We start from the raw sequence: 14302 nt of genomic DNA on the forward strand, positions 1-14302 counted from the left end.
CGATGGCTAAAGCAAAGCTCTCGCTGGACAAAGTTCTGCTGTTTCTCTACGTACTGCTGAAGCCCTTCTACTTCTTCCCGAGCGGAAATCCGCAAATTGCCGATTTTGTCATGATGATTCTCATCGCGTATACGTTTTTGTTCCAACTGAAATGGCTGGAACGCAAATACCGTTTTTTCGTCGTGATTACACTGTTATTTTTATACGATATTTTGCTGGTGAATGGGATTTGGGCGATCGCTTTGGGCGGCGTCATGGAAGTGTTTGAGTCGACGAAATGGTATTTGTACAACGGAGCGGTCATGCTGACCATCATCGTGCTGGGCCAGCGTGATCCCCGCGGCTATGCGAAATGGCTGTTTTGGGCGGTCGCCTGTTCGCTTGCTGTGCAGACACTTGCGCTGCTCTTTGGACTTGCCCCGGGGGAGCACGACTTCCGTCAGGCGCTGTTTTTCAACAACCCGAATCAGCTCGGCTACTACGGCTTGCTTTGTCTCGGGATTTGCCTGTTTTGCGCCCGCTTTTTTCCTGTCAAATCGCTCTACCTGTTCCTCGTTATCGGCTGCTCGCTGAGCGTGATTGCCGCCTCGTTGTCCAAAGCAGCGATCTTGAGCGCCGTGCTGATGTACCTCGTGTTTCTGTTTGTCTCGTCAAAAGAGCGGACAGGGCTTTTTTGGCAAAACGTGGTGTGTGTGCTCGCTCTCTTTTTTCTGCTGTTTTGCGTATCGCTGTACACGAATGAAAACGTATTGCACGATGCGACCATTTACACACAAGTAAAAGAGCGGATGGAAACATTGGGGGAGGACTCGGACGACAATTTGGCATCCAGAGGCTACGACAGGATCGCCAATCATCCGCAGTACGTGTTTTTCGGTGCCGGAGAAGGGCAGTATGAGCGGTTTGAGAGCACGATTACGCTCGAACTGCACTCGACGATTGCCAATCTGTTCTTTTCGTACGGCATTGTGGGCACGCTGCTGTTTTTGCTGCTTTTGTACGCTGGCGTGAGAGGGCATCGGCTGTACTCCTGGTATCCGCTCTTTTTTCAAATTGTGTACGGCTTGACGCACAACGGCATCCGCGAAACGTTTTTCTGGATCTTGCTGGCGCTCTATTGTGTGACAGCCGGACTGAGTCTTGGCTCAATCAAAAATGGCGGTGACCTGCATGGGAAAAATCTTGCAAATTTGCGCAATTGACCGATCAGTGGAAAGCTTGCTGCTGCCGCTGATCGAAAAGCTGACGGACGAAGGCCACGAAGTGCATACCGCTTGCACGGATACCGGACGGTTCGCGTCGCTGCGGGCTATGGGCCACGTCCTTTGGCATATCCCGATCAAACGTAAAATCGCCCCCGTCTCCAATTGCTGTTCCATCCACGCCCTGTACCGGCTGATGAAGCAGGAGCAGTACGATGCGGTGCACGTTCACACGCCGATAGCCGCGGTTCTCGGGCGGGTGGCAGCGAAGCTCGCGGGCGTCCGTCCGGTCATTTATACGGCGCACGGCTATTACTTCCACGACGGAATGAGCAGGGGCGAGTACCAGTTTTACTACGGGCTGGAAAAGTGGTTCGCCAAGCACCTGACAGACTACTTGCTCTTGCAAAGCAGGGAGGATTACGAATTGAGCGTGCAGGAAGGTTTTGCCCCTCCGGAGCGGATCGTGCACCTCGGAAACGGGGTGGATGTGGAACGCCGCTTCCATCCGCAGGCAGTCACGAGCGAGGAGGCTGCGCAAGTGCGCGCTGCTCTCGGCATCGGCCAGGAAGAGCTGGTCATCGCGTACGTGGGCCGGATGGTGAGCGAAAAAGGGATATTCGAGCTGCTGGAGGCGTTTCACAGGCTGGCGAGAGAATCGTCGCGCGTGCGTCTTTTGCTGGTGGGGGAAGTATTGGCGAGCGAGCGGGACCAGCGCGGACAAGATTTGCAGCAGCTTTGCCTGTCGCATCCGCAAATCGTCCTGACCGGATTTCGCTCGGACATCCCGCAGCTGCTTGCGGCAAGCGACATCTTCGTCCTGCCTTCCCACCGCGAAGGCTTGCCCCGGTCGATCATCGAAGCGATGGCGATGGGCAAGCCGATCGTCGCCACGAACATTCGCGGCTGCCGGGAAGAAGTGACGGACGGCGTGAATGGACTTTTGGTAGAGCCGAAGCATAGCGAATATTTGTACAAGGCTCTGAAAAAGCTCGCTTTGGACGCCAGGCTTCGCGAAGCGTACGGACAAAACAGCCGCTACCTTGCGGAGGAGCATTTCAACGAGCGACATGTCCTCGACAGGCAAGCCCGCCTGTTCGCCGACTTGATCGCCGTCAAAACAAAGCCGCCGCGCACGGAAAAGGAGGTTGACGAACGGATTGGGCACAACAGGAGCGTTGGTCATATCCCTTGATTTTGAACTGTACTGGGGCGTGCGCGACAAAAGAGCGCTGTCTTCCTGCCAGGAAAATTTGCACGGAACTCGCCAGGTCATTCCCGCCATTTTGGAGCTTTTTCAAAAATACGAGATTCACGCTACCTGGGCGACGGTCGGCTTTTTGTTCTGCGAGTCGCGCGAGGAACTGATGAGCACGCTTCCCGGACTGTTGCCAGACTATGCAGACGCCAACTTGTCGCCCTACCGTTACTTGCAGTCGGGAACAGTGGGAGAACGCGAGCAGGCCGATCCGTATCACTACGCTCCGTCCCTCATTCGACTGATCTCCTCCTACCCGCACCAGTTTATCGGCAGCCACACGCACTCCCACTACTATTGCCTGGAGCCGGGACAGACCGCCCAGACGTTTGCAGCAGATTTGGCCGCCTGCAAAAAAGTGGCGCGCAAGAAAGGACATTCCCCGACGAGCATCGTTTTTCCGCGCAATCAGCTCCAGCCTGCCTATTTGGCGCTCTGCAAAAAGCACGGCTTCACTTCGTACCGCGGAAACGAGCCAGCGTGGATGTACCGCGCCGGGCCGGGAGCGGAAGACTCGCTGTTCAAACGGGCTTTGCGGCTTGCCGACTCGTACGTCAATTTGAGCGGACATCACGCTTACGACAAGCTGTTCACGAGTCGGGAAGGGCTTGTCAACGTCCCTTCCAGCCGTTTTTTGCGGCCTTATTCGCCCAAGCTTCGCTGGCTGGAAGAGCTTCGGTATGCACGGCTCAGGCGCGACTTGCTGTTTGCCGCGAAACATCAGCGACTGTATCACTTGTGGTGGCACCCGGAAAACTTCGGCAGCTATCCGGCGGAAAATGTGCGTTTTCTGGAGCGGCTTCTCGCTTATTTTGCCGATTTGCGCCGCCAGTACGGGATGCAGAGTCTCAGCATGGAGGAGGCGGCAGCGGGCTGGAACAAGCAAAAGGAGGGGCGGCATGAAGCTTTTGTTTGATCGGCTGGTCGCTTTGTCGCTGTTAATCGCGGTTTCGCCTCTGCTGCTCGTGTTGTCCGTGTTGATTCGCTGCAAGCTCGGTGCCCCGGTCTTTTTCGTCCAGGAGCGCCCGGGCCGCTACGGAAAGCCCTTTTTCATCTATAAATTTCGCACGATGACCGACCAGCGGGACACGTCCGGCGAGTTGCTATCAGACGCCCAGAGGCTGACGCCATTCGGCATGATGCTCAGGAAATACAGCTTGGATGAGCTGCCGCAGTTGTGGAATGTGTTGAAGGGCGAGCTGAGTCTCGTCGGGCCGAGGCCGCTGCTCATGGAGTATCTCCCGCTGTATACCCCCCGGCAAATGAAACGGCACGATGTGCTGCCGGGCATTACCGGATGGGCGCAAGTCAACGGACGAAACGCGATTACATGGGAGCAAAAATTCGAACTGGATGTCTGGTACGTGGAAAATCGCAGCTTTCTCCTCGACATGAAAATATTGCTGTTGACCGTCAAGCGGGTCTTGCAAAAAACCGGAATCAGTCACGAAGGCTGCGTCACGATGGAAAAATTCACGGGAAGCAAACAGGCAGAGCAGGCTAGGAGGGACTTGCGTGAGTTTGATCGTGCTTACGAATCAGGATGACTGGACGTGCTGTATGCGCGAGGTGGCGCATTTGGACATTTCCTACACAAAAGAGTACGTAAGCCTGTATGCCGAGCGAGAAGGGGGAGTGCCGGAAGCGGTGTTCTTCTCCGCGGGAGAGGAGCGGATTTTTTATCCGTATGTGGTGCGCTCCCTCGACTCGTTCCTCCCGGGCTATTCGGATATCGTATCGATCGGGTACGGCGGCCCGTCGCTGTGTTCCAAGCAAAGCGTGGTCCAGTCGTTTTCCGCGCAGTTTCACGCCTATTGCCAGAGCAAAAAGTACGTAACAGAAACGGTGCGTTTTCACCCGCTTTTGAACAACGCCGAACTGTTTCGCGATCAGATGCAGCTTGATCTCGTGCGCGAAACGATTGCTGTCGATGTGCGGCCCTCGCTCGCCCAGATTCAGGCGCAGTACAGTCAAAATGTCAGGCGCAATATGAAAAAGGCCAAAGACCATGCGGTGAGAATAGTGGAAGGAAAAAGCAATCATGACCTCGCGGCTTTCATTTCGTTGTATCGCGAGACGATGGAGCGCAATCACGCTGGCGCTTCCTATTATTATGACAATCCGTTTTTTGCCGGACTGTTGCAGGAAACGGCGCTGTGCAAGCCGCGACTGTTGCTGGCGATTCACGATGACATCGCGGTAGCGGGCGCGATCATGCTGTGCGGCAGCCGTTATGCCCATTTCCATCTGGGAGCATCGCACACGGAGGACATGCCGCTCGGGATCAATCATTTGCTGTTCGATGCGATGATTTCGCTGGCGAAGGAGGACGGACTGGATTACTTGCTGCTCGGGGGAGGAAATCAGGAGCAAGACGGTCTGTTTCGCTTCAAGGCATCGTTTACAAAAGATGCGCCTTATCCTTACTGGATGGGCAAGCGTGTGCACGACGAAGAGGTGTACCAGGTGCTATGCGAACAAAATCGGGCGGATGACGCGGGAAGTTCGACTTTTTTTCCCGCCTACCGCGCATGGGGGAAATGAATATGGGGGAACAATCGCGCATTTTTTTGTCGCCGCCGCACATGGGAACAGAGGAGCAGGAGCTTGTTGCCCACGCCTTCGCCTCCAACTGGATTGCGCCGCTCGGGGAGCATGTCGATGCGTTTGAGCACGAAGTCGCCCGGTATGTCGGGACAAAAGGAGCGCTTGCCGTCTCGTCAGGCACGGCGGCCATCCATCTGGGGCTGCGCTTGGCCGGGGTCGGGCCGGGCGATCTCGTGTTTTGCTCCAGTCTGACTTTTGTGGCGAGCGCCAACCCGATCTTGTACTTGGGAGCCACTCCCGTCTTTATCGATTCCGATGAAGCGACCTGGAACATGTCGGAGGCGGCGCTTGCGAGAGCGCTGCGAGAAGCAAACGAGCTAGGGCAATTGCCCAAGGCTGTCGTCATCGTTCACTTGTACGGGCAAAGCGCCGACATGGGGCCGCTCATTGCGCTGTGCGAGCAATACAAGGTCGCGGTCGTGGAAGACGCGGCAGAGTCGCTGGGCGCCGACTACAAAGGGAGAATGAGCGGCTCCTTGGGGCATTTCGGCATTTTTTCGTTCAACGGCAACAAAATCATTACGACCTCCGGCGGGGGCATGCTCGTCTCGGACGATCTCGAAGCTTTGGAGCGAGCGCGGTTTTGGGCGATGCAGGCCCGCGAGCGGGAACGCCATTATGAACATGTGCAGATGGGCTACAACTATCGGTTGAGCAATTTGCTGGCGGCTGTCGGCAGAGGGCAATTGCGCGTGCTGGAGGAGCGGGTGGCGGCGAGAAGGCGAATCTATCAACGCTATGCAGCGGCGCTTCAGCCGTATGCTGGCATCACCTTCATGCCGGAATCTCCGACAGGGAGAGCGACGCGCTGGCTGACGGCGCTGACGGTTGACCCCGAGCAGGCCGGAATTACCGCAACGCAACTGATTGATGCATTGGAAAAGGCAAACATCGAGGCGCGGCCCGTGTGGAAGCCGATGCACCGCCAGCCGCTGTTTGCAGGGTGCCGCTACTACCCGCACGAGCCGGGGTACAGCGTGTCTGACGAGCTGTACGCGCGTGGCGTCTGCCTTCCTTCCGGCTCCAGTCTGGGCGACGAACAGCAGGAGCGGGTCATTTCCGTGATCAGGAGCTGCCTGTCGGGACGCGCGAAGGAGGTCGGTCATGTACACTTATGAGCAGCTTGCCGAGTGGCGAAAGCTTTGTCAATCTTCGTTTTTCCTGCTGGATACGGCCAGGCTCCGCGACAACTACCGACGGTTTTACGAAGCGTTTGCCAGTCGCTATGAGCAGGTGAGCGTTGCCTACTCGTACAAGACGAACTACGTGCCGTATGTCTGCCAATCTTTGCACCAGCTCGGGGCGCAGGCGGAGGTCGTGTCCAGGCTGGAGTACGATCTCGCCCGGAAGCTTGGTGTCGAGCCTGCTGCCATCGTTTTCAACGGGCCGCTGAAAACGGCAGAAGATATTCGGCTGGCTTTGGAGCTGGGCAGCCTGGTCAATCTGGATTCGTTTTCGGAGATTGCCCCTGTGCTCACCTACGCAAGACAGCACCCTGAACAGACGGTCCACGTCGGCTTGCGCGTCAATTTCGATTTGACGCGCGGCGGCGTCAGTCCGCTGCAAAACGGCTATGAAGTGAGCCGCTTCGGCTTTTGCGTGGAAAACGGCAGCTTTGCCCAAGCGCTGGCGCTGTTGTCTGCTGTGCCGAATGTGCGGGTCACGGGCTTGCACGGGCATTTTTCCACGAACCGCAGCGTGGGGGTGTATCGGCAAATTGCCCGCGAGCTGTGCCGACTGGGCAAAGCGCATCTCGGAGAGCGGCTTGAATTTATCGACATCGGGGGCGGATTTTACGGCGAGCTGCCCGCCACGTTCGGGATGGTCGGCGTTCCGAGCTTTGACGATTACGCTGCAGCGATCACTTCTGTACTCAAGGACGAACTGGCGGAGGCGGCACGCTTGCCGCAGTTGATTCTGGAACCGGGCATCTCGCTTGTGGCCGATGCGGTCGAGTTCGTCTGCCAGGTCGTGGATGTCAAGGTGAACCGCAACGATCGCTTTGTGCTTGTAGACGGCAGTGTCCACAATATCAAGCCGACCATGCATGCACATCGGCTTCCCGCCACCGTCGTGACACAGAGCAGCGAGGCAAGGGAAGGGACGTACCATGTCGTAGGCTATACGTGCATGGAAAAAGACTATTTGCTGCAAGGCTTTCGCGGCAAAGTGCCGGAACCGGGAGATTTTCTCGTGTTCGGGCACACGGGGGCGTACACGCTCGTATTCAATCCGCCGTTTATTCGCGAGCGGCCGCCTGTCCTGGCTATCGCAGGCGGCGATGTCGTCGTCGCCAGGCGCAAAGAGACGCTGGCGGAGTTTTTCCCGGAGTCGCTCTATGAATTTCCGGCTGGTCAGGCTGGCAAAACAGGAGGATACGCCCAATGAATGTGCTCATGACGAGCGTAGGCCGCAGGGTCAAGCTGATCGAGTATTTCGTCCAAGAGTGGGGCAGTGATGGCAAAATTATCGCGGTGGACTGCGATCCTACGGCTCCCGCGCTGTTCGCCGCCCATCACAGGCAGATCGTCCCGCGCATCGACGACCCGGATTACGTACAGGCATTGGAGCAAATTTGCCTGCGCTATGACATCAGGGCGGTGCTCTCCTTGATCGATCCCGAGCTTGGCGTGCTCGCCGCCCATGCCGAGCAGTTTTCGCGGCTTGGCGTGCAGGCCGTCGTCTCTCGGACGGACGTGGTGGACTTGTGCCTCGATAAAAAGGCGACCTGCGATTTTTTGCGCGACCACGGGCTGCCGTGCGTTCCTACTTACACGCTGGAAGAGGCGCGAGCGGCGCTTGCCTGCGGAGAGCTTGCCTATCCGCTATTGGCGAAGCCGCGCAAAGGCAGCGCCAGCCTGGGCCTGGTCCGTATCGAGAGCGGGGCGGAGCTTGCCGCACTCGCGCAAAAGACAGAGGAGCTGATTGTCCAGCCGTTTTTGCAGGCGGAGGAATACGGCGTGGACGGCTACGCCGATCTCGTCACGGGTGAACTGACGACGCTTTTTACGCGCAAAAAAATTCGCATGCGGGCAGGCGAGACAGACCGCTCGCTGGCGATCCGGGACGAGCGGCTGACGTCGCTGGCCGCGTCGCTCGTCTCTGTCTTGCCGCTTCGCGGACCGTTCGACATCGACTGCTTTTTGCTCGGGGACCAGTACGTGATCTCCGAGATCAATCCGCGGTTTGGCGGCGGCTATCCTCATGCACACGAAAGCGGCGTGAACGCCGTCGCTGCTCTGTTCCGCAATTTGCGCAAAGAGGCGAGCAAGCCGAACGTAGGCGACTACGAAGCAGGGACGATCATGCTGAAATACGATCAGGTCATGCTCGTCCACAGCAGTCGGCTGGCGGGGGAGGAGATGTAAAAAAGCGCGGCGGTCTTGGGCGATCTGTTGTACAATGCAAGGTACGGGGGAGAAATGCCCCCGTGAGCATTTTGACAGGAGTGTCGTCCGCTATGACTATGAGTCCCCAATTCATGCGTTATCGGTAAGAAAAGGTACAGTCTAGCCTGATCCCGCTCGTTTTTTCAAAAGGAGAGCCGGGGTTTATTTGACTGTGCCTTTTTTCATTCACCGATTTCGAATGAATGGGGTGCTTTTTTTATGCTTCCAACCAAAAAAGAGCGGCAGGCCGAACTGCTGGCCCGGCATAGCGGGATGCTTAGATGCCCGGTTTGCCACGGGGCGCTGACGCTCATCCATACAGCCAGCCTTGTATGCGCCAACCGCCATTGCTTTGATGTGTCGAGACACGGCTATGTGCACCTGGCGAATGCGGGCTACCGATCGAAGTACGAGCAAGAAATGTTTTTGGCGAGAAGAACGATTTGCGAGCAAGGCTTTTTTTCTCCGCTGCACGCTGCTGTCAGTCAAAAGCTGGCGGAGTACGCAGCGACCAGCGGCGAGCCGCTGTACGTGCTGGATGCCGGGTGCGGCGAAGGTTCGCACCTGGCCCGCATTCGCGAAGAGGTGATAGCGCGACAGTCAGTCGATGTCGTCGGCGCGGGTGTCGATCTGTCCAAAGCGGGCATCGCCCTCGCAGCCAAGGCGCACCCCGAGCTGATCTGGTGCGTCGGCGATCTGGCGAATGCTCCGTTTGCCGACAATCGCTTTGCGGCCATCCTCAACGTGCTGTCGCCGTCCAATACGCGGGAGTTTGCGCGAATGCTGAAAAAAGACGGGTTCGTCATCAAGGTCGTGCCGGGCGAGCGATATTTGCTGGAACTGCGCGAGCGCCTTTATGCCCAGCCTGTAAAGCAGGTGTATTCCAATGCAGCGACGATCCAGCGCTTCGCCGCCAGCTTTTCGCTGATCGACTGCGAGCGGGTGGCGTATTCGTTTCGACTGGACCAGCCGAGCCTGGCCGCGCTGGTCCAGATGACGCCGCTGACGTGGGGGGCCGCACCGCAGCAGTTGGCACAGGCGCATGAGCTGGAGGGCGGAGAGATTTCCGTCGAGTTTACGGTTCTTGTTGGAAGAAAATGAGTGAGGGGGCCGCGCGCGCCGCGGATAGCTTGCAGCAGTAGCGCGCCTTTTTAGGCAAAACAGAATGACGGAGAGCGCCGCCTGTACCGTTTCATTCCTTTGGGAGTGAAGGTGCGGGCGGCGTTTTTTTGCTAAAGAAACCGGGATGGAAATTCGTATCGCGCAAATGCAAAGGGCGGATATCAGCCAGTGAAAGGTTCTGTCACAACCATTGGCGCAGCCAAGCTTTTTTATGCAATAGTCTCAATTTGATACAAAAAGTCTCAAAATGATCCTTCTGTCATCTCATTTTGATATGGATATTCTGTCCAGAAGAGACGGAACGGGATGAGCAAATCGCCGGGCTGCCTATCCTCATACCTTCAACCGCCTTGGCACATTCCTTGCAATTCAAATAGTCAACCAGAATGGCAAAAGCCAGCAAAAGGAGGAAACTGCCGATGTCAGCAGAAAAAACGATACGAGCAGTGGCAAACACGAAAAAGCAGCGCGGCTCGCAAGCCGAGCGCCAGGCAATCCCTGTCTTTTTGTCCGCAGAGGAAACACAGCCTGCGCGCGACTTTCACGCGTCTTGTCCGGTCTATGCGCCGACGCCGCTCGTCCCGCTGCCGCAACTCGCCCGCGAGCTGGGAGTTGGGCATTTGCTGGTGAAGGACGAATCGCTGCGCTTTGGGCTGAACGCTTTCAAAGTGTTGGGCGCGTCTTATGCGATGGCCCGGTATTTGTATGCAAAGCTGGGGCACACGCCCGAGGGGATGAGCTTCGCTGCTCTCGGCGAGGAAGAGGCGAGAAGACAGATCGGAGAAGTGACCTTTGTCACCGCGACCGACGGCAATCACGGCCGGGCAGTTGCCTGGGCGGCACGGGAGCTGGGGCAACGCGCGGTTGTCTATTTGCCAAAAGGCTCGACAGCAGAACGGGTGGAAGCGATCCGCTCGCTGGGGGCACAGGCGCATGTCATCAATGGCAACTACGACGAGGCTGTCCGCCTTTCGGAAAAAGTAGCCAGGGAGCGCGGCTGGCAGGTGGTGCAAGATACGGCTTGGGAGGGCTACACGACGATTCCGGGCTGGATCATGCAAGGCTATGCGACGATGGCGGCAGAAGCGCGCGAGCAGTTGGCGGCCCTTTTGCCGGACAAAAAGCCGACGCATTTGTTTTTGCAGGCGGGCGTTGGCTCGATGGCGGCGGCTGTGCTGGGACACTTCGTCGCAGAAGCTGGCGGGGAGGAGCTGGTCAGCGTCATCGTCGAGCCGCATGCGGCGAATTGCATGGTCTTGTCTGCCGAAGCAGCGGACGGAGAGCCGCAAGTGGCGCACGGGGAGCTGGCGACGATTATGGCCGGACTCGCTTGTGGCGAGCCGAATCCGGTTGCCTGGGAAATTTTGCGCGACCATGCCGACTTCTTTGTCAGTTGTCCAGATTTCATCGCGGCAAACGGGATGAGGATGCTGGCTGCGCCAAAAGCAGGCGACCCTCAGGTCATCAGTGGCGAAAGCGGTGCTGTTGGAGTAGGGCTGTTGGCGGCGCTAATGAACAAGCCGGAGTACAGAGGACTTGCCAAGCAACTGGGGCTAAACGAAGAGTCGGTCGTCTTGTGCTTCAGCACCGAAGGAGATACGGACCGGGATTCTTATCGGCGCATTGTTTGGGAGGGCGCGTGTTCGTCTGACGACAAGTAAAAAGGAGGAAGCGACGATGAATGTCACGATCGACCGGGAAAGACTCGTTCAACTTGTGCAAGAGTTGATTCGCATCGATTCGGTCAATCCGTACCTGGACGCGGATGGAGCAGGAGAAGCCGGGATTGCTGCGTTTATTGCCGACAAGCTCAAGTCAATCGGGCTTGAGGTAGCCGTCATTCCGATCAACGAGACGGCGTGCAACGTCATCGGGATTTTGCGCGGGAGTGGAAACGGCAAGTCGCTCATGCTGAACGGGCACATGGACACGGTGAGCGCCAAGCGCATGTCGATCCCGCCTTTTGAACCGACTGTAACGGACGGCAAAATTTTCGGCAGAGGCAGTCAGGATATGAAAGGCAGTCTCGGGGCGATGCTGGCGGCAGTCGAAGCGGTTGCCCAGGCGAAAGTTCCGCTTGCGGGCGATGTGATCCTGGCGTTTGTCGCCGACGAGGAGTACAAGAGCATCGGGACGGAAGCATTGGTGCAGGACTATTCCGCAGATGCCGCGATCTGCTGCGAGCCGTCTGATTTGCAAATCGGCGTTGTGCACAGAGGCTTTGCCTGGGTCAAGTGCGAGGTGTTCGGCAAGGCGGCGCACGGCAGCAGGCCACAAGAAGGAATCGATGCGATCGTTCACGCGGGCAGGGTGCTGCGCGAGCTGGAAAGCTTGTCGGAAAAGCTGGCGCAAGAGCCGCCGCACCCGATTCTCGGGACGCCATCTGTTCACGCGTCGCTGATTCAAGGCGGAACAGAACTGTCTACGTATCCCGACTATTGCCGGATCGACTGGGAGCGCAGAACGGTGCCGAACGAGACGCAAGAACAAGTGGCTCTGGAAATCGAATCGTTGCTTGCGAAGCTGCGGGCAGAGGACGCGGCATTCCGCGCGAGTGCCGAGCTGACGTTTTGGCGCGAGCCGTTTGAGGTGGCACTGGCCGAGCCGATTTTTCTCGCCCTGCAAGCGGCTTGCGAAAAGCGGCTGGGGGCAGCGCCCGGCATTTGCGGCTTTTCCGGCTGGACAGACGCCGCGCTGCTGCAAGGAGCGGGGATTCCGACCGTCCTGTTCGGCCCGGTGGGAGCGGGACTGCATTCGGCAGTGGAATACGTCGAGGTGGATAGCCTCGTGGACATGAGCTATATTTTGGCCCAAACGATTTGCGAGTTTTGCCAGGAGTAGACAGGCGGTTCCTCCTGTCGCCGCGTTATAATGAGAAAAAGACAAGCAGAGGAGGAACAAGCCGATGTCCTTGCGGGAGATTCAGGAGAGCGTGCAAAAAATCGCCCAGGCAGTCGCCGCCGTGCTGCGAGTGGAAGTAGAGATTGCCGACAGCGATTTTTTGCGAATTGCAGGGACGGGCAAAACCGAATCCGGCGTGTTGCGCACGATGGCAGGCGAAGATCATATTTACCGGGCGTCGCTTGTCAATGGCGAGCCTGTCGTGATTACCCGACCGGGGCAGGATGAAAAATGCCGCCCTTGCACGCATTATGGAAGCTGTGCGGAGACGGGGGAAATATGCTGTCCGATCCGGCTGGATGGGCAAAGCGTAGGCGTGATCGGGCTGCTCGCTTTTGACGACGAACAAAGGGAGCGGTTGTTCGCCGATGTCGAGGCGATTCTCGGCTTTTTGCAAAAAATGGCCGAGCTGATTGCGGTCAAGCTCAAAGAGCACATCATGTACACCAGGCAACAGCTCATTGCCGAAAAGCTGCGTGTCGTCATGGATGAAATGGACAAGGCAATGCTTTTGATCGATCAAAAAAACTGCATCGTCGAAGCGAATCAGCGGGCGCGGCAATATTTGCAACTCGATGCAGACGACAGTCAGGCCGCAGAATGGATTGCCGCCATTCGCTTGGCCGATGGCTCGCAGCCCACGCCCAAGCAAGTGGTGCTTTCGGTTGGCGGAAAAGCCAAAACGTTTTTGTTTGCCATCCGCCCTGTTCAGCTTGGCGACGAGATCAAGGAGTGGGTCATTACGCTCGACGATGCGCAGGAAGTCGTCGAGATGGCGCGCCGGGTCACGGCCACAGATGCAGGGGATGCTTTTGCGGCGATTTCCGGCAACAGCCCTGCGCTGCTCCAGGCCAAAACGATCGCGCGGACAGTGGCGGGCAGCGAATCGACGATTTTGCTCCAGGGAGAGAGCGGCACGGGAAAAGAGCTGTTCGCCAAAGCGATCCATCAGGCCAGTCCGCGGCGGCAACAGCCGCTAATTTCGATCAATTGCGCGGCGATTCCCGAGCATCTGATGGAAAGCGAACTGTTCGGCTATGAAGACGGCACGTTTACCGGCGCGCGAAAAGGCGGAAAGGCAGGCGTGTTTGAGGCGGCTGGCAAAGGGACGTTGTTTCTCGACGAAATTGGGGATTTGCCGATGCACTTGCAAGGCAAGCTGCTGCGGGTGTTGCAGGAAAAAGAGTTCCAGCGGCTGGGCAGCAGCGGAAAAACGCTTCCCGTCGAAGCGCGGATTATCGCCGCGACCCACCTCGATTTGCAGGAGCGGGTCGCGCAAGGCCAGTTTCGCCTCGATTTGTATTACCGCCTGCACGTCATTCCGATTCAACTGCCTGCTTTGCGGGAGCGCAGGGAAGACATTCTTTTGCTCGCCCATGAATTTCTGGCTGCGTATACAAAAACGCTGGGGAAAACGATTCGCGGCTTTTCCCAGGAGGCGCAGTCCGTGCTGTTTTGCCATGACTGGCCTGGCAACGTCCGCGAGCTGGCAAATACGGTTGAATACGCGGCCAATCTGGAAAACTCCGACTGGATACAAGCGGCAAGCCTGCCTGGACACACATTCCGGCTGCAAAAGCCTGCGGAAAGAACGGGACGCACAGATAGCAGCGAAGCGCCAAAGCCGATCGCGACGCTCAAAGAGCTGGAAAAGTCTGCTGTGGCGCAAGCTTTGAATGAAGTGCGGATGCGCAAGGGCAAAAAGGAAGAAGCAGCCGCGCTGCTCGGGATCAGCCGGGCGACGCTGTTTCGGAAAATGCGCGAGTACGGACTGTTGTGACTCTCGCGTGCTGACGTGGATGAAGAGCGAAAAGAGCCGGGGA

Annotated in this window: 12 protein-coding genes; all 12 read left to right on the forward strand. The window is 57.6% G+C overall.

All coding sequences use genetic code 11. The features are described from left to right. Positions 1–2: 2 nt before the first annotated feature. The 12 genes from DEP07_RS02265 to DEP07_RS02320 all read left to right on the forward strand — a co-directional run bounded on the left by DEP07_RS02265 (position 3) and on the right by DEP07_RS02320 (position 14259). Positions 3–1202 (forward strand): O-antigen ligase family protein, encoded by a 1200-nt coding sequence (locus DEP07_RS02265; RefSeq protein ID WP_281868159.1) that lies wholly within the window; start codon positions 3–5, stop codon positions 1200–1202. Beyond that, positions 1171–2397: a glycosyltransferase family 4 protein gene (locus tag DEP07_RS02270; RefSeq protein WP_287102052.1), complete on the forward strand. Its 1227-nt coding sequence runs from the start codon at positions 1171–1173 to the stop codon at positions 2395–2397. The genes DEP07_RS02265 and DEP07_RS02270 overlap by 32 nt, the downstream gene beginning before the upstream one ends. Beyond that, positions 2363–3376 carry a polysaccharide deacetylase family protein gene (locus DEP07_RS02275; RefSeq protein WP_173596869.1) on the forward strand — a complete coding sequence of 338 codons (1014 nt, stop codon included), beginning with the start codon at positions 2363–2365 and terminating at the stop codon, positions 3374–3376. Before DEP07_RS02270 ends, DEP07_RS02275 begins: the two co-directional genes overlap by 35 nt. Then, the gene (locus DEP07_RS02280) at positions 3360–4007 is read left to right on the forward strand and encodes a sugar transferase (protein ID WP_122963958.1); all 648 of its coding nucleotides are present in this window, start codon (positions 3360–3362) and stop codon (positions 4005–4007) included. Before DEP07_RS02275 ends, DEP07_RS02280 begins: the two co-directional genes overlap by 17 nt. Further along, on the forward strand, positions 3976–5004 hold the full coding sequence (locus DEP07_RS02285) for a GNAT family N-acetyltransferase (RefSeq protein WP_173599114.1): 1029 nt from the start codon (positions 3976–3978) through the stop codon (positions 5002–5004). Before DEP07_RS02280 ends, DEP07_RS02285 begins: the two co-directional genes overlap by 32 nt. Before the next feature lie 2 nt (positions 5005–5006). After that, complete coding sequence (locus DEP07_RS02290) at positions 5007–6185, forward strand: DegT/DnrJ/EryC1/StrS family aminotransferase (RefSeq protein ID WP_173596871.1); 1179 nt, start codon at positions 5007–5009, stop codon at positions 6183–6185. After that, positions 6172–7455: a diaminopimelate decarboxylase gene (locus tag DEP07_RS02295; protein ID WP_173596872.1), complete on the forward strand. Its 1284-nt coding sequence runs from the start codon at positions 6172–6174 to the stop codon at positions 7453–7455. Before DEP07_RS02290 ends, DEP07_RS02295 begins: the two co-directional genes overlap by 14 nt. Next, positions 7452–8435: an ATP-grasp domain-containing protein gene (locus DEP07_RS02300; RefSeq protein ID WP_173596873.1), complete on the forward strand. Its 984-nt coding sequence runs from the start codon at positions 7452–7454 to the stop codon at positions 8433–8435. Before DEP07_RS02295 ends, DEP07_RS02300 begins: the two co-directional genes overlap by 4 nt. A gap of 240 nt (positions 8436–8675) precedes the next feature. Then, positions 8676–9557: a putative RNA methyltransferase gene (locus DEP07_RS02305; protein ID WP_287102053.1), complete on the forward strand. Its 882-nt coding sequence runs from the start codon at positions 8676–8678 to the stop codon at positions 9555–9557. A 440-nt stretch (positions 9558–9997) separates the two neighbouring features. Continuing rightward, a complete protein-coding gene (dpaL, locus tag DEP07_RS02310) occupies positions 9998–11239 on the forward strand; it encodes a diaminopropionate ammonia-lyase (protein ID WP_287102054.1) in 1242 nt (413 codons plus the stop codon). A gap of 16 nt (positions 11240–11255) precedes the next feature. Beyond that, entirely contained in the window at positions 11256–12419 is a 1164-nt protein-coding gene (locus tag DEP07_RS02315) for an ArgE/DapE family deacylase (RefSeq protein WP_287102055.1), read from the forward strand. A gap of 64 nt (positions 12420–12483) precedes the next feature. Further along, positions 12484–14259 (forward strand): sigma-54-dependent Fis family transcriptional regulator, encoded by a 1776-nt coding sequence (locus DEP07_RS02320; protein ID WP_173596877.1) that lies wholly within the window; start codon positions 12484–12486, stop codon positions 14257–14259. Positions 14260–14302: the final 43 nt, after the last annotated feature.

The organism is Brevibacillus sp. (assembly GCF_003521185.1).
GTDB lineage: Bacteria > Bacillota > Bacilli > Brevibacillales > Brevibacillaceae > Brevibacillus > Brevibacillus parabrevis.

Bases quoted from the DNA above. Each gene is read 5' to 3' on its own strand.
- DEP07_RS02265 (WP_281868159.1), top strand. From the start codon at position 3: ATGGCTAAAGCAAAGCTCTCGCTGGACAAAGTTCTGCTGTTTCTCTAC.
- DEP07_RS02270 (WP_287102052.1), top strand. From the start codon at position 1,171: ATGGGAAAAATCTTGCAAATTTGCGCAATTGACCGATCAGTGGAAAGC.
- DEP07_RS02280 (WP_122963958.1), top strand. From the start codon at position 3,360: ATGAAGCTTTTGTTTGATCGGCTGGTCGCTTTGTCGCTGTTAATCGCG.
- DEP07_RS02290 (WP_173596871.1), top strand. From the start codon at position 5,007: ATGGGGGAACAATCGCGCATTTTTTTGTCGCCGCCGCACATGGGAACA.
- DEP07_RS02295 (WP_173596872.1), top strand. From the start codon at position 6,172: ATGTACACTTATGAGCAGCTTGCCGAGTGGCGAAAGCTTTGTCAATCT.
- DEP07_RS02300 (WP_173596873.1), top strand. From the start codon at position 7,452: ATGAATGTGCTCATGACGAGCGTAGGCCGCAGGGTCAAGCTGATCGAG.
- DEP07_RS02305 (WP_287102053.1), top strand. From the start codon at position 8,676: ATGCTTCCAACCAAAAAAGAGCGGCAGGCCGAACTGCTGGCCCGGCAT.
- dpaL (WP_287102054.1), top strand. From the start codon at position 9,998: ATGTCAGCAGAAAAAACGATACGAGCAGTGGCAAACACGAAAAAGCAG.
- DEP07_RS02315 (WP_287102055.1), top strand. From the start codon at position 11,256: ATGAATGTCACGATCGACCGGGAAAGACTCGTTCAACTTGTGCAAGAG.
- DEP07_RS02320 (WP_173596877.1), top strand. From the start codon at position 12,484: ATGTCCTTGCGGGAGATTCAGGAGAGCGTGCAAAAAATCGCCCAGGCA.